This is a genomic window from Halorubrum orientale, assembly GCF_059623105.1.
Genome location: NZ_JBSPSR010000001.1, coordinates 37,793 through 56,662, shown reverse-complemented (window position 1 = coordinate 56,662; position 18,870 = coordinate 37,793). Strand labels below are relative to the sequence as shown.

The 18,870-nt window shown below is 65.5% G+C and carries 20 protein-coding genes; 5 read left to right on the top strand and 15 right to left on the bottom strand.

The window, feature by feature from the left end; translation table 11 throughout:
* Positions 1-2: 2 nt before the first annotated feature.
* From ACWUI7_RS00300 to ACWUI7_RS00290, 3 genes are all read right to left on the bottom strand, one after another.
* Positions 3-371 (bottom strand): DUF192 domain-containing protein, encoded by a 369-nt coding sequence (locus tag ACWUI7_RS00300; RefSeq protein WP_496640144.1) that lies wholly within the window; start codon positions 369-371, stop codon positions 3-5.
* Entirely contained in the window at positions 368-1,438 is a 1,071-nt protein-coding gene (locus ACWUI7_RS00295; protein ID WP_496640143.1) for a succinylglutamate desuccinylase/aspartoacylase family protein, read from the bottom strand. The genes ACWUI7_RS00300 and ACWUI7_RS00295 overlap by 4 nt, the downstream gene beginning before the upstream one ends.
* 144 nt (positions 1,439-1,582) lie before the next feature.
* A complete protein-coding gene (locus ACWUI7_RS00290) occupies positions 1,583-2,974 on the bottom strand; it encodes a M28 family peptidase (protein WP_496640142.1) in 1,392 nt (463 codons plus the stop codon).
* A gap of 126 nt (positions 2,975-3,100) precedes the next feature.
* Here ACWUI7_RS00290 and ACWUI7_RS00285 point away from each other — a divergent pair, with 126 nt between their 5' ends.
* The gene (locus tag ACWUI7_RS00285; protein WP_496640141.1) at positions 3,101-3,502 is read left to right on the top strand and encodes a PLD nuclease N-terminal domain-containing protein; all 402 of its coding nucleotides are present in this window, start codon (positions 3,101-3,103) and stop codon (positions 3,500-3,502) included.
* Between the two features lie 15 nt (positions 3,503-3,517).
* Here ACWUI7_RS00285 and ACWUI7_RS00280 read toward each other — a convergent pair whose 3' ends face one another.
* The 10 genes from ACWUI7_RS00280 to ahaH form a co-directional block, all read right to left on the bottom strand.
* On the bottom strand, positions 3,518-3,907 hold the full coding sequence (locus ACWUI7_RS00280) for a DUF6276 family protein (RefSeq protein WP_496640140.1): 390 nt from the start codon (positions 3,905-3,907) through the stop codon (positions 3,518-3,520).
* A gap of 30 nt (positions 3,908-3,937) precedes the next feature.
* Positions 3,938-4,639 (bottom strand): V-type ATP synthase subunit D, encoded by a 702-nt coding sequence (locus ACWUI7_RS00275; RefSeq protein ID WP_496640139.1) that lies wholly within the window; start codon positions 4,637-4,639, stop codon positions 3,938-3,940.
* A gap of 96 nt (positions 4,640-4,735) precedes the next feature.
* Positions 4,736-6,154, bottom strand: a complete 1,419-nt coding sequence (locus ACWUI7_RS00270; protein WP_496640138.1) for a V-type ATP synthase subunit B — start codon at positions 6,152-6,154, stop codon at positions 4,736-4,738.
* Positions 6,155-6,156: 2 nt separating this feature from the next.
* Positions 6,157-7,929 (bottom strand): V-type ATP synthase subunit A, encoded by a 1,773-nt coding sequence (locus ACWUI7_RS00265; RefSeq protein ID WP_496640137.1) that lies wholly within the window; start codon positions 7,927-7,929, stop codon positions 6,157-6,159.
* 1 nt (position 7,930) lies between these two features.
* Entirely contained in the window at positions 7,931-8,263 is a 333-nt protein-coding gene (locus tag ACWUI7_RS00260; RefSeq protein ID WP_496640136.1) for a V-type ATP synthase subunit F, read from the bottom strand.
* A complete protein-coding gene (locus ACWUI7_RS00255) occupies positions 8,260-9,306 on the bottom strand; it encodes a V-type ATP synthase subunit C (protein ID WP_496640135.1) in 1,047 nt (348 codons plus the stop codon). Before ACWUI7_RS00255 ends, ACWUI7_RS00260 begins: the two co-directional genes overlap by 4 nt.
* Positions 9,303-9,878 (bottom strand): V-type ATP synthase subunit E, encoded by a 576-nt coding sequence (locus ACWUI7_RS00250; RefSeq protein ID WP_496640134.1) that lies wholly within the window; start codon positions 9,876-9,878, stop codon positions 9,303-9,305. Before ACWUI7_RS00250 ends, ACWUI7_RS00255 begins: the two co-directional genes overlap by 4 nt.
* 15 nt (positions 9,879-9,893) lie before the next feature.
* A complete protein-coding gene (locus tag ACWUI7_RS00245) occupies positions 9,894-10,145 on the bottom strand; it encodes an ATP synthase subunit C-like protein (RefSeq protein ID WP_435161830.1) in 252 nt (83 codons plus the stop codon).
* Between the two features lie 187 nt (positions 10,146-10,332).
* Positions 10,333-12,498 carry a V-type ATP synthase subunit I gene (locus ACWUI7_RS00240; RefSeq protein ID WP_496640577.1) on the bottom strand — a complete coding sequence of 722 codons (2,166 nt, stop codon included), beginning with the start codon at positions 12,496-12,498 and terminating at the stop codon, positions 10,333-10,335.
* Positions 12,499-12,519: 21 nt separating this feature from the next.
* Positions 12,520-12,861 (bottom strand): ATP synthase archaeal subunit H, encoded by a 342-nt coding sequence (gene ahaH, locus ACWUI7_RS00235; protein WP_496640133.1) that lies wholly within the window; start codon positions 12,859-12,861, stop codon positions 12,520-12,522.
* Between the two features lie 112 nt (positions 12,862-12,973).
* On the opposite strand from ahaH, the gene ACWUI7_RS00230 reads away from it, so the two are divergent.
* Entirely contained in the window at positions 12,974-14,116 is a 1,143-nt protein-coding gene (locus ACWUI7_RS00230; protein WP_496640132.1) for a MinD/ParA family ATP-binding protein, read from the top strand.
* A 6-nt stretch (positions 14,117-14,122) separates the two neighbouring features.
* Here the strand turns inward: ACWUI7_RS00230 and ACWUI7_RS00225 are convergent, their stop codons facing one another.
* Positions 14,123-15,094, bottom strand: coding sequence for a transcriptional regulator (locus ACWUI7_RS00225; RefSeq protein ID WP_496640131.1), 972 nt, complete (start codon positions 15,092-15,094; stop codon positions 14,123-14,125).
* A 199-nt stretch (positions 15,095-15,293) separates the two neighbouring features.
* Here ACWUI7_RS00225 and ACWUI7_RS00220 point away from each other — a divergent pair, with 199 nt between their 5' ends.
* Together ACWUI7_RS00220 and ACWUI7_RS00215 are read left to right on the top strand one after the other, a co-directional pair.
* Positions 15,294-16,685: a TiaS agmantine-binding domain-containing protein gene (locus tag ACWUI7_RS00220; protein WP_496640130.1), complete on the top strand. Its 1,392-nt coding sequence runs from the start codon at positions 15,294-15,296 to the stop codon at positions 16,683-16,685.
* Positions 16,686-17,033: 348 nt separating this feature from the next.
* The gene (locus ACWUI7_RS00215; RefSeq protein ID WP_496640129.1) at positions 17,034-17,387 is read left to right on the top strand and encodes a VOC family protein; all 354 of its coding nucleotides are present in this window, start codon (positions 17,034-17,036) and stop codon (positions 17,385-17,387) included.
* Positions 17,388-17,414: 27 nt separating this feature from the next.
* On the opposite strand, the gene ACWUI7_RS00210 is transcribed toward ACWUI7_RS00215, so the two are convergent.
* On the bottom strand, positions 17,415-17,642 hold the full coding sequence (locus ACWUI7_RS00210; RefSeq protein WP_496640128.1) for a DUF7543 family protein: 228 nt from the start codon (positions 17,640-17,642) through the stop codon (positions 17,415-17,417).
* A gap of 86 nt (positions 17,643-17,728) precedes the next feature.
* Here ACWUI7_RS00210 and ACWUI7_RS00205 point away from each other — a divergent pair, with 86 nt between their 5' ends.
* Positions 17,729-18,838 carry an aminopeptidase P family protein gene (locus ACWUI7_RS00205; RefSeq protein ID WP_496640127.1) on the top strand — a complete coding sequence of 370 codons (1,110 nt, stop codon included), beginning with the start codon at positions 17,729-17,731 and terminating at the stop codon, positions 18,836-18,838.
* Positions 18,839-18,870: the final 32 nt, after the last annotated feature.

The following is an 18,870-nucleotide window of genomic DNA, read 5'->3' as shown; positions in this document are numbered from 1 at the left end:
GCTCATCGTACGAGCCGAACTTCGTCGCTGACGGCGACATCGGCGGCCCCGCCAGCCGGAAGCTCGACTACCGTGTCTGCCTCTCCGCGACCGATACCGACGAACGGCGCGAGCCGCTGTACTGCCGTTACCCGGTCGTCGACGAGCCACAAGGCGTCGATGGCGAACGGGACGAAAAGCATGTGGAGCGTCTGGGCCCCGACGTCCTCGAACGGGAACACGAGCGCGTAGCCGTCCGGAACCGAGCGCCGAAACATCAGCCCGCGGGCCTGCGCGAGTCGCGACCGCGCGATAGCGACCTCGGTAGCGAGCGTGCACGACGTGGCCGCGCCGGACGGTCGATGACGGAGCTGCACGGCCCGAGCGTTCACGTCGACTCGACGAGAAGCGGGTCGTCGTCGGGGACCGCGAGGTCGAACAGCGGGTCATTTGCGTACACCGCCGCCCGCTCGCGGCGGCTGAGGACGACCCCATCGTGTGGTGCGGTCACCGTCGTCTGGACCGTGCCATGGGCGTCGACGATGTCGGCGACGGGGTCACCGGCGGTAAGGCTGGCCCCCTCGGTGACGCGATAGCGCACGATTCCCGCGACGGGCGTGTGCGGGCCGACGAATCGCTTGTGGTCGGTCTCGAGCTCGAGGTCGAACCGCGCGGCGGGCGTCACCGGCTCGGTGACCATCTCGAGGGCGGCAAGCACGTTCCACAGCCCGTCGACGGCCGCCGCGGCAACGTCGCGCTCAACGACGCGCCGCCCGCCAAGCTCGGGCGTGAACGCCGGGATGCCGTCTGCGACCGCCGCACCGGTCAGTGCGTACTCGAGCTCGCGCGCGTCGGTCGTCGCGGCGTCGAACTGGGTGATAACGGGCAGCCCGAACGCGTCTGTCAGCGCCGCGATGTCGTCGCGAAGCGCAATCGCCGTTGAGGTGTCTCGGTGTGCCCCGTACGGGACCCGCGGCCGGATCGTGTACGGATGCGTCGCGACCCAAGACGTGTGCAGCGCGACAAGCGCGTCGGCCGTCCCGCGGATATCCTCGTAGATGCGCTCGCAGATCTGTTGTTGGACGCGTGGGGGATCCCCGGACGGCGACGGCTCGCGACCGAAGTACCGGTTGGGATCGTCGTCGTGGTACGAGGCGGTCCGACGGTTTCGCCGAAAGCCATCGGGGTTCATCACCGGAAGACACACCACCCGCCCTGCGAGCGTGTCGACGTCGATCCGATCGACGATGTCGTGGGCGACGACTGTCCCTGTGGGCTCATCGCCGTGGATCCCGGCCGTGACCCACGCAGTCGGGCCGCTTGCCGCCCCGTTCAGGACGGTCACGGGGAGGCTGACGTCGCCGCCGAGTGGTAGCTCGGCGACATGACGTGATCCGGTCGCCCGCTCACCCGGCTCGGCGACGGCCGTGCCGACAGCCAGTGCGTCGTCAGCCGTCATCGCGTCACCATCCAGTCGTCGAGTCGTCTTCGAGGTTGGTATCGAGGGTACACGATGGGCGTGAGATAGAAGCCCGACGACATCAACCCAGGGGGTCGAACGGGCCCAGTCGCTGTCGGGACGCTGACCGAGCGAGTAGTCGCCTCACGACAGCTCATCCGCCCACGGCCAGGGGCGCTCGTCGCCCCACGGCCACGTACCGGTCGCTCGCATCCCGACGTCGTATCCGCCCGCTATCGCCTCGTCTCTGACCGACTCTGGGTCGCGGCCGGCAACCGCGCGGTCGGCCTCGGCGAGTTTCGCCACGCCTGCCGCACACAACACGGTCAGCTCGCGGAGGTCCCGCACGTCGAGTTTGTCGAACGTGTCGCCGTGGGTGTGTCCCCACCCGCGACCGCTCCCGTCAGCGGTTGAGCGGCCCTGGCCGGCGGCGACACCGCGCTGGACGAACGGCCAGTGGTCGCTGTGCGGGCGGAGACCGTCTTCAACCCGGATCGGCACGTCGAACGCGTCGCTCACCTCCTCGAACGCCTCACCCATGCCATCGGCACCGTGTGGATACACTTCGAGGTCCCGCGAGTACCCCGCGCCGTCGACGTTGAGTACACACTTCACCAAATCGAGGTCGTGCGTGTGTGACCAGTAGTACGACCCGTACAGTCCAGTTTCTTCGGCGCCGAAGACGACGAGCCGCACCCGCGTCTCGAGATCCGCTTCGATCGACGCGAGCACACGGGCGACGCCGACGACGAGTGCGGCACCAAACCCGTTGTCGTTCGCGCCTGTGCCGACATCGTGTGCGTCAAGGTGGGCGGTGTATACCACCTCCTCGTCGGTGTCGGGGCCCAGCACTGCCTCGACTGTCGTCGACGTCGCCGGCTCGTTGCGGGCCGAAACCGAGAGTGTCGCGTCGATGCCGCCGTCGTCACTCGTCTCACAGTGGCGGGTGAGTCGCGCACCGAGCTCTTTGCTCAGTCCTACCGCCGGGATCGCCCCCGGCCCGTTCGTCCGGCCGACGTCGCCGGTCGGTGGGAGGGCCCCCTCGATGTGGTTATAAAACAGGAAGCCCGCCGCACCCGACTCGGCGGCGTAGTCGTACTTCTCACTGCGGTGGACCCAGCGGCCGTAGTCGTCGGGCGTGAGACTCGACGCCATCGCGATACACCCAGACAGATCGAGTCCTTCGAAATCCTCCGGAAGGCCGTACCCCACGTCGACGATCTCGCCGGTCACCTCACCGGAGGGCGTCCCCGGGAGCGCGACGAGTTCGTGGCTCCCGTCGAACGTCGTCGCGCGTCCAGTGTGCTCGACGGTGAGCGCTGCCGACTCACGCCACCACCCGGGGATCGGAAACGAGGTCTCCGTGACCGACGCACAGCCCGCCGCCTCAAGCGCGTCGGCGACCAGCGCCGCCGCCGCCGTCTCACCCTCGTGGCCCGGCATCCGGTCGCCGAGATCCGAGAGGTCAGCGAGGAGCTCCCAAGCGGTCGAGTCGGTATACGCCGCACCCACGGTCGCAGCCGGTAGCATTGTCATATCGCAACCCACACGTGCGGAGTATATCACTCTGCGGGAGGGGCGCGCGTTCGCCGGAATCGACGGCCGACGGACCCGCTCCAGGCGCGACCCAGGGCATTATACTCGTCCGCTCGAAGAAGAGGTATGGAGCCGCTCGTTGCCGTCATCCTGATCGGTCTCCCGCTCGCGTGGCTCGTCGCGTTCGCGGCGTACGCCTACCTCGACGCGCCAAACCACGGCATGAACCCGCGAAAGTGGGCGGTGATCGCGTTCGTCGTACCGCTTTTCGGCTTCTTTGCGTACCTCTTTGAACGATCGGAAAAACACGCCGACCCGGCCGACGACGACTTCACCCGCGGTGCGGTCTTCGAGGTGCACGACTCAAGACGCGGCGAGCCGGCGCTCGGACCGAGTGCGAACAGCAGGCGTGCCGGCGACCGAGCCGATGGTGATGAGACGGACGACAGCAAGGTCACAGCCGAGAGTACGGCCGACGACGATTCGGATGACGACGAGTGGAACGACCCGCCCGGCGTCGACCTGTGAGCCGCCGGCAAGGTCTCACAACAGGTCGGCGAGCGCGGCCCGACGCCGAGTGAGGTCGAACGGTGCCGCCTCGGCGTCGAGTCGCTTAAGAAAGCTGAAAACGTCGACGCCACCGCGTTCGGCGTGTTCGACGAGCGTCTCGATCGCGGCTCGGTTGTGTGCAAGCGACTCGAGGAGTCCACAACAGAGCGCGAGCGCGGCTGCGGGCTCACCTGTGGGAAACGCGCGGTCAACCGACCCGAAGTCGGCTATCTCGACATCGACGGCCGTCGCGTCGGCGGCCGCTGCTGAACTTGTTCGGAGACAGTGCGTGCAGAGTGCCGTCTCGTCAGTCGGCGCGTGCACGCGAAGCGACAAGGGAACGATGAACGCGACAACAGACGAGCCACAGTGGGGACAAGCCATTGTGTGTACGGTGGGTGTCGAGCCGCTGCGTCACTCGGCCTGCTCTGCCGGCTCCGCTGTGTCCTCGTCGTCGCCTGCGTCCGCATCCGCCTCGTCTTCGGCCTCCTCTGCTTCTTTTTTATCTTTGATCTTTTTTAGCCGGAAGATCTCCTCGCGCTCTTGTTCTTCGAGCTTTTGTTCGATGTACTCCTGATTCTCGTACAGCTGTGGCAACAACGTGAACTCGAGGGCGTTTACGCGGCGCTTTGTCGTCTCGATCTCCGTGAGCATCTTTTTCATCGCCGTCTCCACCTCGGCGGCGAGAATGATCGATTCAAGCAGCTTCTCGTAGGCGTCGGCCGCTTCGTCAATCCGCGCCGAAGAGCCGAGCAGGCCGTACCCGCGTTCATCGAGGTTCTTTTTCACCTTCGAGGACTCGATCTGGGGGACGACGACGCCCATGATGTTCTTCGAGCGCGTCGTGATCTCCGGGTGTTCTTTCAACGCCGCGGCCGCGCCGCGGACGGCGACGTCACCCTCCATAGCACGAGCCATGTCGATTGTGTGCTGGGCGGTCTCGTAGTCATCTGCCACCTCCGAGCGGACGTCTTGGGCCTGGTCGAGGATGTCCATGAACTCCATGATGAGCCCGTCACGCTTCTGTTCGAGCGTGTCGTGGCCGCGCTCTGAGAGCTCGATCCGGTCTTCGATCGCCATCAGGTTCTTCCGGGTCGGCTTGACGTCCGTTGCCATCGCTTACCGGTCTCTTCCGGGCGGGCGTGGTTAATTCTTTCCAGACGACCCCGTCGCTCGATGGGTCGAGACAGTGGTCAAAAAAGGCGTGCCGGCTCAGTCGTCGGCCTCGACGGCGACGCGCTCCGACTCATCCTCGCGGTAGTACATCTCGATGAACTCCTCGTCAATCCGGTTGAGCTCCTCTTTCGGCAGCGTCGAGAGAAGGTCCCACCCGAGCGCGAGCGTGTCTTCGAGCTCGCGGTTCGTCTCGAAGCCTTGGTCGACAAACGTCGTCTCGAAGGCGTCCGCGAAGTCGAGATACTTGTTGTCGCGCTCTGAGAGCGCCTCACGACCGACGATGTTCACGAGGTCACGCAGGTTTTCACCCTCCGCGTACGCCGCGTACATCTGGTTGGCGACGTCGCTGTGGTCCGCCCGCGTGAGCCCTTCGCCGATACCGTCGTCCATCAGCCGTGAGAGGCTCGGAAGCACGTTGATCGGCGGCTCGAGTCCCTGGCTGTTCAGGTCGGGGTCGACGTAGATCTGCCCCTCCGTGATGTACCCAGTCAGGTCCGGGATCGGATGAGTGTCGTCGTCGCCGGGCATCGTGAGGATCGGGATCTGCGTCACCGAGCCTTCACGACCCTGTATCCGACCGGCACGCTCGTACAGCTGTGCCAGGTCGGTGTACATGTATCCGGGGTATCCACGCCGACCGGGCACCTCCTCACGGGCCGCACCGATCTCACGGAGTGCCTCACAGTAGTTCGTCATGTCGGTAAGGATGACGAGGACGTGGTAGTCCTTCTCAAACGCAAGGTACTCGGCTGTTGTGAGCACCATCCGCGGGGTGACCGTCCGCTCGACAGCGGGGTCGTCCGCGAGGTTCATGAAGACAACAGAGCGCTCTAAGGCGCCCGTGCGCTCGAAGTCCTCCATGAACTCGTTCGCCTCCTCCTGGGTGATACCCATCGCACCGAAGATGACAGCGAACTCGGAGCCGTCCTCGTCGTCACCCTCCTCTTCGGGCACACTCGCCTGTCTTGCGATCTGCATCGCCAGGTCGCTGTGTGGCTGGCCCGAACTCGAGAAGATCGGGAGCTTCTGACCACGGACGAGCGTGTTCATGCCGTCGATGGCAGAGACGCCCGTCTCGATGAACTCCTCGGGGTACTCCCGTGAGTACGGGTTGATCGCCGCACCGACGATGTCCTGTCGTTCCTCGGGGACGATGTCTGGCCCGTCGTCGATCGGACGGCCCGACCCGTCAAGCACTCGCCCGAGGAGATCCTCGGTGACGGGCATCTTCATCGTCTCGCCCAAGAAGCGGACGGACGCGTTCTGGTCGATTCCGGACGTGCCCTCGAACACCTGGATGGCGACGACGCCCTCCGAGGATTCGAGCACCTGTCCGCGCAGCGTCTCGCCCTGTGCCGTTTCGATCTCGACGATCTCGTCGTACCCGATAGCCTCGTCAACCTCGGCGTACACCAGGGGGCCGCTGATCTCGGTGATTGTTTGGTACTCTTTCATGTTCAGTAGAGACTCCGGAGCTCGTCGGTGATGTCGGCTTTCAACTCCTCGATGTATGCCTCGTACTCCTCTTGGACGCCAACCCGGTTGATCTTCGGCGCAGCGTCGATCGCGACGATCTCGTCGACCGGTACGCCGGCTTCGAGCGCGTCGAACGCCTCGTCGTTGAGCGTCTGGATCGCCGTCAACAGGAGGTACGTCTTCTCCGGCGGACAGTAGGTGTCGACCGGGTGGAACGCGTTCTGCTGGAGGTACGCCTCACGCAGGTAGCGAGCGACCTCGAGCGTGAGCTGTTGGTCGTCCGGAAGCGCGTCCTTGCCGACCAGCTGGACGATCTCTTGAAGCTCCGTCTCCTCGTCAAGCACGTCGACGGCCCACTGCCGCTTGTCGGGCCAGTCCTCGGCCACGTGCTCTTGGAACCACGGATCGAGCTGGGTGCGATACAGCGAGTACGACTCGTTCCAGTTGATCGATGGGAAGTGTCGCCGCTCGGCGAGGTCCGCATCGAGCGCCCAGAATGTCTTGACGATGCGCAGCGTGTTCTGGGTGACCGGCTCGGAGAAGTCGCCGCCAGGCGGCGACACCGCACCGATAGCCGAGACGGACCCTTCGGTGCCGTTCACGTTCTCGAAGGAGCCGGCACGCTCGTAGAACTGCGCGAGGCGGGCGGCGAGGTACGCCGGGTACCCCTCCTCGCCCGGCATCTCCTCAAGCCGCGAGGAGATCTCACGCATCGCCTCTGCCCACCGCGAGGTGGAGTCGGCCATCAGTGCCACGTCGTACCCCATATCGCGGTAGTACTCGGCGATCGTGATTCCCGTGTAGATACAGGACTCACGCGCGGCGACGGGCATGTTCGAGGTGTTCGCGATGAGCGAGGTGCGGGCCATAAGCGGATTGCCGTTGGCCGGATCTTCGAGCTCGGGGAAGTCTTCTATCACCTCGGTCATCTCGTTGCCACGCTCGCCACAGCCGACGTAGACGATGATGTCAGCGTCGGCGTACTTGGCGAGCTGGTGTTGGGTGACCGTCTTTCCCGACCCGAACGGCCCGGGAATCGCGGCGGTTCCGCCCTTCGCGATCGGGAAGAGGCCGTCGAGGATGCGCTGGCCAGACACCAGTGGTGTCCGGGGCGTCTTCTTGCTCGCCGCGGGACGCGGCTCACGCACCGGCCACTCTTGATGCATCGAGACCTCGACGCCAGTGTCGAGTTCGACCACGGTCTCTGTCACGTCGAACGACCCCGCCTCGACGGCGACGACCTCGGCGGTCTCGTCGGCCGAGAGCGCGTCCGGTGGCACCATGACCTTGTGGTCGATGGTGACCGTCTCTTCGACGACCCCGACCACGTCGCCGCGGCCGACCTCGTCGCCGACCTCGACTGTGGGCTCGAACGCCCACTCGGTCTCGAGGTCGATACCCGGTGCATCAACCCCACGGTCGAGATACGGGCTGTCCATCTTGCCCTCCAAGACGTCCAAAGGACGCTGTACGCCGTCGTAGATGGCGTCCAGCATACCCGGACCAAGGTCGACCGACAGCGGCTCGCCCGTGTTCTCGACGGGTTCGCCAGGGCCGACCCCGGAGGTCTCCTCGTACACCTGAATGGTCGTGATGTTGCCCTCGATCTCGATCACTTCCCCCATGAGTCCTTCGTCGCCGACGTAGACGACGTCGTTCATGCGGGCGTCGAGATCACGGGCGCTCACGACCGGACCGCTCACGCTCTGGATTACACCGTCACCGGTGGTCTCCGTGGATTCTGCTTTGCTCATGTTAGTCCTCGTCTTCGTCCATCAGGTCGATCCCGATGGCGCGTTTGATCTGGTCGCGGAGCCCGCCGCTGCCGGCGCCGCCGGCGCCGAGCGTCACGAGTACGGGCTCAATGCTCCCCTCGACCCGCTCGCGGGTGCTCCGCGAGAGATGATCGAGGTCCGCGTCGTGCATCACGATGATGCCGGTGTCGTCGTCGTCGAGCGTGCGCTCGACGGCGTCGTCGAGCCGCTCGTCTTTTTCGTCGTCCGGCACGTTCTCGAACCGTCTGACGCCGGCCAGCCGGAACCCGGCAGTGAACTCCGGGCTGCCGACGACGGCGATCTCCTGGCTCATGTTATCACCAGCTCCGACTCGATCGCGTCGGCCGAGAGCCCGGCCTCCTTGCCGCGAGCGATCGCGCGAATGTTCTCTACCTCGCGCTCTTTCGCGAGGATGTACGAGATGACCGGCGTCACTGACACCGGGTGGATCGTTCCCAGCTTGTCGGCGTACGCCAACAGCGCCGCGTCGGTCGCCTGCTCGAACGCGATCAGGCTATCGGCCTCCTCGAGTTCGCGGAGCGCCGGACCGAGGTCGTCTGCGTACTGACTTCCAGCAACGTACTCGACGAGCTCGTCGAGGTTCCGGGCGAGGCGGGCCAGCGACGTGCGGGTAAACAGCTGGCCACCGTCGATGAAGTACTCAGCTGGGTCGATCTCCGCACCGGAGCGCGCGAGCCGAAGGGCATTCGCCGCGTTCCGGAAGTCGACCTCGGCTTCGAGGAACGCCTCGTACTGTCGGACCGGCTCTCCGCCCGGAAGCCCAGTCAACAGTCGGTCGTAGAAGGCGCGATCGACGGCATTTTCGAGCGGGACGAGCACATCCGACTCCTCGAACGCCGGATACGCCGCCTGTAGCGGCTCGTCGTAGATCGTATCTTCGACCGCTTCGACGACGGCTTCGATCGAGTCAGCATCGAGCAGCCGTCGGATCTGGTGGTCGTCAAACTCGCCGGCGCGGATGAGGTCCGTCTCGATCGCCTCGCGGCTCGCGTCGGTGTACACCCCTCGAATCACGGTCTTCAGGTTCCACGCGTCGAACTTGCGGAGGTACCGGGCGACGAGGTCGTACAGCTCCCCTTCGCTCCACTCGAGGATCGCCTCGAACTGCACCGCGAGGTTCCGGTTTAGCGCGTACTCGACGAGGTCGACGCCGCCGTGTCGACTCCCGAGCGCGTTTATCTCCGACTCGTACGTCGACTCCTCCATGAACCGGGCGATTTCGGCCGGTGACATGCGGACCAACTTGCGGTACTCCTCGTCCCCGTAGAGCTGGCCGCGGCGGGCGCGAACCCGCGCGACGACGTACCCAGGGTTCGAGCTGCCGACGGCACTCATTGGTCGAACAGTCGCTCCGAGACCTGTTTCAACTCGTCATCCCAGACCGATTCGAGGATCGAGTCGAACGTGTTGTTCACGCGGACGCGAGATGCGTCGCTCTCTGCGACGACACCACCCAGACAGTCGACGGGCTCGCCGACCTCAGCGTCCCGCCCCTCGAGCAGCGACTCGAGGAGATCAACGTCCGCAGCGCGCGTGGAGACGGTGACCGTCTCGTCGTCGAACTCCGCGAGCGTCGCCTCGAGCATCGCCTCAGTCAGCTCTCGACGGCGGTCACCGTCGATATCGGCGACAGTTTGCTCGACGGCGTCGTACACGTCTTCGAGGACGTCGCGACGGGCACCGAGCCGCTCTTGTTTGGCCTCAAGCGTGGCCGATGAGAGGGCCTGTTCGCGCTCTTGATCGATCTGTCGATCGACCTCGGCGAGCCGTGCCTCACGGAGCTGTTCTGCGTCCGCTTCCGCCTCGGCGAGTATCGCTTCCGCCTCGGCCTCGGCCGCCTCACGGATCTCCGTTGCACGCGCGCGGGCTTCGTCTCGAACGTCCTCAACGACAGTTTCCAGACTCATTGTGTGTGAGTCGGATTAGACGATGAACACGACGACGAGCGCAAGAATCACGATCGTCTCGGGAAGAACCGTCAGGATGAGCCCGTTGACGAACAGGTCGTCGTCCTCCGCCATCGCGCCGACGGCTGCCGATCCAATCCCTCGCTCGGCATACCCCGCGGCGAGCGCGGCCAGCCCCACAGCGAGTGCAGCGGCTGCGCTGGGGTCGGTGAGCGTTCCTCCGGTGGACAGTACGGCGTTCCCGAGTGCGTTGGTAGCTTCAAGCATTGGTAGTAGTTGCGGTTGCTCGTCTCCGAACAGTTGCTAGTTGCCCCTAGAAGCGACATAAAGCTTCCCAAAACGACCGACCGGAACCGCCGAGAGACGGCGTCAACGCGCCGAAGAGACCGGAGGCGAGGTGTCTGCAGTGCAGCAGAGAAACCGGTGTCGAGTCGCGACCGCAGGTCGCGATGACTTACTCCTCGGAGGTGAACTGGCGCTCGCGACCGAGCGGTGTATACGCCTCACCGCCGCTGTCGTAGAACTTCCCGAAGAACTCGACGTATTCGAGACGCACCGCCTGAATGCCGGCCGACGAGACGCCGAGCAACAACACCACGATGTGACCGACGAACGCGACCAGGATCCCGCCGACGAGCGCGAGCGCGCCGACGAGGCTCGGCTCGAAGGCGGTCGTCATCCCGGCGAAGACGAGTTCGTACGACTCGGGGTGATCCCGGATGTACGTGAGGTACTCCGGCGAGAAAATGAAGTGGTAGCTCCCCTCGCCGCCGTCGTCGATGTACGCGCCGAACGCGAGCAGGTTTACCGCCAGCGCCATCCCACCCTTCGCGAGCAACACGGCCATGATACGGGCGTACGAGATAACATTCACGACAGGTGAGAGCACCTCCGCCAGCTCGGCCGGCTCTCCGACAGCGAGTAACACGAGGCCGACACCGGCAGCGACGAGGCCGGCGATGCCGACGCCTACCGGGAGCCCAGAAAACGTCACCGCACCGAGCGTGAGCACCGAGATCGACTCAAAGAGGAAGTCCGGCTTCGGACCGAGGACGTGGCGGCTGAATATCCAGATCCACGCACCGTTCAACAACAACAGCCACGATGCGCTCTCGTACACCGCGTGAGCGAGGTCGTGCCGCTGGTAGTTCCCCACGAACGAGAGCACGTACCCGATGTTCAAGTGGAGTGCGCCGAACAGGACGCTGACGACGAGCCACGAGAGGGCCCAGTCAATGTCGGCCGGTGAGAGGCCTTTGCCGTCGATCGGCCAGTGGATGCCCAGGAGTTGATACGCGTGATACCCGAAGACGTCGATCCCGAAGTAGATCCCGAACAAGGTGGTGAATCCACCCGCCCACATCGCAACTGCACCCAGCTCGCGGAACGTCCCTTCGTACCGGGCGTAGAGAACGTACCCGATGACGGCATACAGGATGCCGTAGCCGGCATCGCCGATCATGAATCCGAACATCGCCGGGAACGTCAAGAAGACGAGTAGCGTCGGGTCGAACTCCGAGTACCGCGGGCGACCGAACCCTTGAACGAGCAGTTCGAAGGGACCTGCTGCACCCCCGTTATTCTGGACGACCGGGGGCTCTTCTGTCGGCTCGGCAGCGTGTCCGCCGTCGGTGGCCGCCTCGTGGTCGGTATCCCCGTCGGTACTTGCTCCGACGGATTCAGTGTGGTGGCCGCCGTCAACGGTGTACGAAGCCTGGTGTAGCTCCTCTACCTCGGCATGGTCGCCGACCGCGTCGGCGACGACCGATTCAAACTCGGCAACTGTGGCCGTCGGCATCCACCCCTCAGCGACGAACGCATTCTCCGTGGTAGCAAACGAGAGCGGTGCCTGTTTCTTTTCTGCCTCGATCGCGAGCTGTTCTTCGGCGCGCACGAGGAAGTCGGCCGCCTCCTCGCGAAGTGCCGCCAGCTTCTCGTCGACGCCCGCGACCTCGGCACGCAGCTCGTCGCGCTCGGCTTCGAGCTCGGCGACGTACGCGTCCGGATCCGTCTCGGCGTCCGGCACTTCGAGGACGGCGATGTCGACACCGACAAGCGCGTCTTGGAGGACGCCATTACCCGCGTCATCGGCGGGTGCGGCGAAGGCGGCCACGACGTCATCGCCGGTGAACACGTCGAACGCGGCAACGTCGTCGGCGTTGGTGAGGGCCGTCTCGACTGCGTCGGCACGCGCCCGTCCGACAACCACTTCGAGCGAGTCGTACCCGTCAAGCAGGTCGAGCGCGATACCGAGGTCGGCAAACGGTGCGACCCGGTCGATCGCCTCCTGCTGGTCGCGAAGGGACGCACGGAGCTCGTCACGACGGTCAGTGAGCTCGTTGACGCGGTCGCGCACCCGCTCGAGTTCGACCCGCAGCGTTTCGTCGTCAAGCTGACCCGCGGCGCTGACCCTACGCTCGTCGACGTCGAGGATGCTCTTCAGCGACCGGACCGTCACGAGTCGGTCGTTAACGGTCTCGGCACCCGAAAGCGATGTTCCGCGATCAAACCCATCGTATCGGCCGTCGTAGTCTGTGACGTGAAGCGAGTGGTGGTTGTACGTCGCCTCGATGACGTCGTCGATGACGCGTTTTGCGCCCGTCACCGACACCTTGCTCATGCGCTCTGGTCTCAGTCCCATTTACTCCTCCGTGGCGTGGGCCATCACGGCGGCCTCGAATTGGTCGACTGTGTACCCGACGGCGTCATCGAGACGTTCTCGGGCAGTCGATTCGAGCGCCTCGCGGTCAGCGCGCCCCTCAGCGAGGATCTCCTCGCTGGCTGCTTCGATCTCCTCGCGGGCGTCTTCGAGTCGGGTCTCGGCTTCGGCCGCCGCCGCTTCTTCGGCCTCGGCGCGGATCTCGTCGGCGCGCGTCCTCGCCTCGGCGAGGCGCTCGTCGGCGTCCGCTTCCGCCTCCGCGATGATCTCGTCCGCCTTTGTTTCAGCCGCTTTGATCCGGTCGAGCACCTCTGGTCTCGCCATGCTACTGATCGCCTCAACGTGCACGAGCGACGTATAAGGTGTTTGCGGAACCGCGCGGTGCCGGTTGTGCCGCCCGGCTGGATTTAAGTGGTCGTCGCGGGACGCCTGAGACATGTCTACCGTGTACGCGGTCGCCTCGGCGAAGGGAGGGGTGGGGAAGACGACGACCGCCGCTGGACTCGCGACGGCGCTCGCGGCTGCCGGTGAGTCCGTCGTCGTCGTCGACGGCGACATCGGATCGCCCACGTTGGCCGACACGCTCGGCGTAGATCCGGGAGAGACCACGCTTCACGACGTGTTAGCCGGGCGGGCGGCACCGGCCGCGGCAGTCGTTGACGGACCCGCTGGCCTCCAGGTGGTGCCAGGCGACCCGTCGATCGAGGCGTTTGCGGCCGCGGACCCAACCCAGCTCGAAGCGGTCGTGACCGCGTTCGAGGACGTATCATCAGTCGTCGTCGACACGAGTGCGGGGCTCACCCACGCTACCGCGAGGGTGCTCGCGCTGGCCGACGAGACGCTGCTCGTCACCACACCAGATCCCCGGGCGGTCGCAGCCACCCAGAAGACGCAGGCGCTCACAACCCAGCTTGGCGGCCGCGTCGCCGGCGCCGTGCTTGTCCGTACGGGCGAGGAGACGCAGGGAGGCGACCAGACGGCCGAATTGCGGTCACTCGAGGGGCTCGAAACACCGGTGCTTGTACGCGTGCCGGAGGACCCGACTGTCGATGCGGCGGTCGCAGCCGGCGAGTCGGTGGTCGTGTTCGACCCGTCGGCTCCGGCGAGTCAGGCGTACCGTCGGTTGGCAGACGCGGTGACCGGGAGCGAGGGAGCCACGGAGCGTGTTGGAGCCGAATCCGTCGCTACAGGGCTGGCTGGCTCGCAGACGACCAACGAGCAGCCGCCAGCTGAACCCACGGAAGCCACAGTCTCAACGGCAGAATCGGAGGCGACAGAAGCAGAGGAGGAGGAATTGGAGACGACAGAAGCAGAGGCGACAGAATCAACGAACAAACGTGAGAGAACAAAGTCAGTAGGTGTCACGAATTCCAAGCTGGAGTCAGCCGACAGCGATTCCGGCGAAAGGTCACCCTACGATGCGTCCGACCCAGAATCGACCGACGACGAATCTGAGCCGATGTCGACCGCACTCACCGGTTCGACGGACGCGAGTGCCCCACCCGAAGACGAGTCTGCCGGACAAGAAAACGGGACGACAGAGCGAGGTGGCCTGCTTTCACGACTCTTTGGGCGCTAAGCTGGGCTAGGACTCGGCGGGCGCCTCGGCGCGGTCTCGGATCAGCTCGCGGATCTCCTCGGGATCGGTGACGTTTTCGAGCTCGGCTCGAGAGACGATGGCGGTGCCGTCGACCGACTCTCGTCGTTCGGTCTCCTCGGTAAAGTAGACGGAGCGAGTACGAGCAACCTCACCGATCGAAGACATGATTCGGGCGCGCTTTTTCGCCGCAGGGGTGAACGCTGAGTGGCCGGTAAGCAGTCGCGTGACCGGGGCGTCTGCGTCTTCAGAGACGGCCTTGAATGGGGCGCGCGCAGTGGGGTGGACAGTAAAGCCGACGCGCGTCAGCACGTGGACGATTGGCTCGTCGTCCGGGTCCGCCTCCGGAGCGGCGGGGGTCGGGTCGGCGTCGCGCACGTCGTCGGCACCCTCAAGCACATCGACGGGGCTGGAGAAGGGCTCATCGAAGAGCTCCTCCAACTGGATCGCGACTTCGATCGAGGCGTTCATGCCGTCTTCGTATTTAGAGACGGTGCGCCGAGAGACACCGAGTTCAGACGCGAGCCGGCCGAGCGACCACCCGCGAGACTCACGCTCGTCTGCGAGCAGATTACCGTCGAGGCTGACGTACAACCCGCCCGGCGCCGCGTAGATAAGCGGTGGCATCCCCTCGACGAACAGTTCGAGGGCAGTGTCCGGATTGATCACCGGGACGCCGTGCCGGAAGTAAACGACGCCCGGTTTCAGGTCCTCATCACGGGTCCGGATCCCGATGACCATCGGCGTCGCCTCAAGATATTCGCCGAGCCGGCGCATCTCCGCGCCGGTCGCCGCGTCAAGCGCATCGACGTTTCCCAGAATTTTGAGCAGAAGCAGGTCCTCGCCGCGCCGGGTAGCCAGATCGAAGCTCTTTGGCCGAACCGCACACCGGTCGCTGACGAGGAAGCCCGCGTCCTCTAACATCGCGGTGACGTTCTCGATCAGCGCCGTCCGAGACATAGCCGTGTCAAGCGGCTCGCAACTTATATACGTTGTGCCGGCGGGAAACGGAGAGCCCGGCGCCCGCTGGCGGTTTGGCGCTTGCACGAGTCGATACGATTAAATAACAGTTGGCTGGCAACGCCACACAGCCGGCTTCGCCGGCTACAGCGACCTGTGCGACGAAACCGGTTTGACCACGGACGCCGGACGGCGAGCCATGCCGATCGTCGCCGTCGACGACACCGACTCCCGCAAACAGGGAATGTGCACCACGTACGTCGGCGTCAGACTTGCCGAACAACTGATCGCGGCCGGCGCCACAGTGCGGCGGCGACACCTCGTGCGGCTCAACCCGGCGGTGAAACACAAGACGCGGGGGAATGCCGCAGTCGCGCTCCACGTCGCCGACGTCGATGCAAGCGAGGCATTCGCGCTCGCGGCCGAGACAGTCCGCGAGTTCGCGGCCGTCGAGGACCCACGGACCGCTCCCGGTGTCGTCGTGGCGGACGTGCCAGTTGGAGCGCCTGCCACCTCCGACCCGGGTTTGGAGGCTCCAACGATTCGGTCGGCGGTGACCACGGCGATTCCCGATTCAGTCGCCCGATTCGCCCGGCGGGCGGTCCACGAGCGGCTGTCACTCGAGACGGCCGTCGCACTCGCCGACCGGCACGGCTACCGCCACGCCGCCTTCGGAGCCGGCGGTGCCGACGGGGACGAGGCTCCCGGCCGTGGCCGTATCGGTGCGCTCGCGGCGGTCGGGGCGGCGACAGCGTTCGACGACTGGACCGCAGAGCACATCAGCTACCGCGTATTCGACCGCTGTGGAACGCCGCGGTCGGTGGACACAAAAAGCGTCTTTGCCGCCGCAAACGCGGCGTACCCGGACGTCTGGGACACCATCGACCGGGGGACGGGCGAGGTGGTCTGTGTGCCACACGCACCGGGGCCGATCCTCCACGGGATCCGTGGCGACGACCCAGCCGCCTGTCGGCAAGTCGCCGCGGCAATCGAGAGCGAATACGTCGAGCGCGCCGCGACGTTCCACACGAACCAAGGGACCGATATTCACCTCCGGGACGGGACAATTGGGAGCCTCACCGACGGGGCGTGTTACCGGGTGTCCGGTGTTGTTATGGGTGAGCCGGAGTCGAAACGCGGGGGACACGTCCACCTCAACGTGGCGGCCACCTCAGGAGCGTCGTCCGTACTTCGAGCCGTCGCGTTCGCGCCCACAGGACGGTTTCGCGACCACGTGCGGGCGCTTCACCCTGGCGACCGCGTGACACTGTGTGGCGAGTACGAGGTGCGCACGGGCCGGTCGGATCCGGCCGGCACGCTGAAACTCGAGAAGCTCGCCGTCCGTGACCTCGTCGAGACGACGACGACGACGCCGACGTGTCCGGCGTGTGATCGAACAATGTCCTCAGCAGGGCGTGATCAGGGCTACCGCTGTCGAGCGTGTGCGACGACCGCCCCGGGGAAGGTGACGGTGCCGCTCAACCGCGAGCTCAACCAAGGCTGGTACGAGGTGCCACCGAGCGCCCGGCGGCACGTGGCAAAGCCCCTCATTCGTGGCGGGTTTGACGCCCCGGTCCACCCCGAGCGATAGGTGTGAGCGGTGTGGATGCCATATACGTTGTGATGAATACGACCGCGCGACACTCGGACGCCACTTGGACCACACCTTCCCCAGCCGATTTCATACGAGAGCAGGGCTGTGAGAAGCGTGACGAACACGACCGCACAACACCCGGACACCAGTTTCAGCCACACCCTCCCCAACCGATTCACTCGTCGCCTACGGCGACTCGTTCATCCCTCGCACGCGCTCGCGGGCACGCTACCGCGACCCGCGAGGCGCGCGCCAGCGTGGATTTGGTCGGCTGTCTGGCCGCTGCTCGGGGGAGCTGATGGTGCTGCCACGAACGCTTAAGAACGTCCCCGTCTCGGTAGCGACATGGCCGGAATCGTCTTCTACAGCACCGAGAATCGCGACGCGGTCGTCTCGTTCTACCGCGAGCGTCTCGCGATGGACATGTGGCTCGAACAGCCGGACTGTACAATCCTCGAACACGGGAACCTCCTACTCGGATTCTGTGCCCGCGACGAGACCGATACGTGTGGGATCTGCACGTTCGTCTACCCGGATCGGGCGGGCGTCGACGAGGCATACGACCGGCTCGGTGACGCCGCACGCGACCCACCACACGAGAACCCGACGTACAACATTTACCAGTGTTTCGGCACGGATCCCGACGGTCGGACGGTCGAGTGCCAGGCGTTCCTCGCGCCCGACGTCGACCTCCCCTGAGTCGTCTCGTCACTCGACTGTAGTCGCTCACTCGAGTGTCCGCTCGGTGCGCCACGCCGTTGCCTGCGCCTCAGCCGCCTCGCGGTCCCCGAAGGTCCGGCGGGCGTACGTCCGCTCGTCGACGGCCTGTTCCATCACGTCAAGCCGGGCCACGTAGTCGCCGTCGGCCCGCTCGCGGAGCCGAACGGTGGCGTACCCGTCAGTCCGTTCCCACTCCGTCACCGTCTCGTCGTCACGTGTGCGCGACCAGCTCATATCAGAATTCGACAGCCCATAAGGCTAAAACGGCGCGGTTCGGGACCCGTCCGCAGGTATATCAGGGATGCCGACCCAGCGACTGCATGGCCGACGACGCGTACACCGACAGACGGCGCCGACTGCAGGCCCGGCTTCGGACGATCGACGCCGATGCCGTCATCTGTGCGCCGAGTCGGAACCTCCAGTACCTCACCGGATTCAACACAAAGCCCAGCGAACGGCACTTCCTGCTCGTTGTCCCGGCGTCAGGGCCACCGACAGCGCTCGTTCCCGCACTAGAGGAGACGGCGGTTCGTGAGGCGACGAATGTGGCTGCTGTGCACACGTGGCGTGATAGCGACGATACGCGAGCTGCCATCCGGTCGCTACTCACGTCGTTGGGCGTCCGCGACGGACGGCTCCTCGTCAACGACACGATGTGGGCACAGTTCACCCAGGACCTCCGGGCAGTCGCACCAGGTGCCACCTGGGGACTCGCAAGCGAGGCGCTCAGAACCCTCCGAATCACCAAAGACGAGAGCGAACTCGACGCGCTTCGGGCCGCGGCCGCCACAGCAGACGCGACAGTCGAAGATCTTCGGGCGCGCGACGACGTGATCGGAACCACGGAGGCAGCCCTCGCCGCGTGGATCCGCGATCGGCTGGCCGCACACGGTGGGTCAGGTGTCGCCTTCGAGCCGATCGTGGCTGCAGGCGAGAACGGCGCAAAACCGCATCACAGCCACGGCGACCGGGTGATTCACGCAGGCGATCCGGTCATCTGTGACTTTGGGACCCGCGTGAATGGGTATCCCTCCGATACGACCCGAACGTTTGTCGCCGGCGGCGACCCGCCGGCCGCGTACGAGCAGATTCACGAAACGGTCCGGGACGCACAGGCAGCCGGCATCGACGCGATCGAACCGGGAGTGACGACGGGCGCTGTCGACGGCGCGGCACGGTCGGTGATCGACGCAGCGGGGTACGGCGACGCGTTCGTCCACCGAACCGGCCACGGCGTTGGTTTGGAGGTACACGAGCTGCCGTACATCGTCGCCGACGGAGAATGTACCCTGGAGCCTGGAATGGTGTGCTCTGTCGAGCCCGGCATCTACCTCGAGGGGCGCTTTGGCTGTCGGATCGAAGACCTCGTGATCGTGACCGACGATGGGGCTGAGCGGCTGAACACGACCGACCGCGGGTGGGAGTGGTGAGACGGGACGGACCGAAACGCTTACTCTCGGCC